General features: G+C 38.4%; 1 protein-coding gene. It reads left to right on the top strand.

Annotated elements, in window-relative coordinates; translation table 11 throughout:
• Positions 1-255: Rib/alpha-like domain-containing protein (locus ACU68Y_RS09215; RefSeq protein WP_446755925.1), on the top strand; the 255-nt coding region annotated here is incomplete at both ends.

The following is a 255-nucleotide window of genomic DNA, read 5'->3' as shown; positions in this document are numbered from 1 at the left end:
AGGAAGAAATCGAAAAAGGCGGAAAAGTTGACTTAACAGACAACGTAACAAACCTAGACAAACTTCCAGAAGGCACAAAAGTAGAAGATGTAACTCCAGAAGGAGCAATTGATACAAACAAACCTGGCGACTACACAGGAAAAATCAAAGTAACTTATCCAGATGGAACAAGCGAAGAAAAAGAAGTACCTGTAACAGTAAAAGATACAACACCAGCACAAACAGATGCTGACAAGTATGAACCAGAAGTTAAGA

This window comes from Finegoldia sp. P1-F-LS (genome assembly GCF_052932205.1).
Note: the sequence above shows the minus strand (reverse complement) of the source record. Positions and strands in the feature narration are given on the sequence as shown.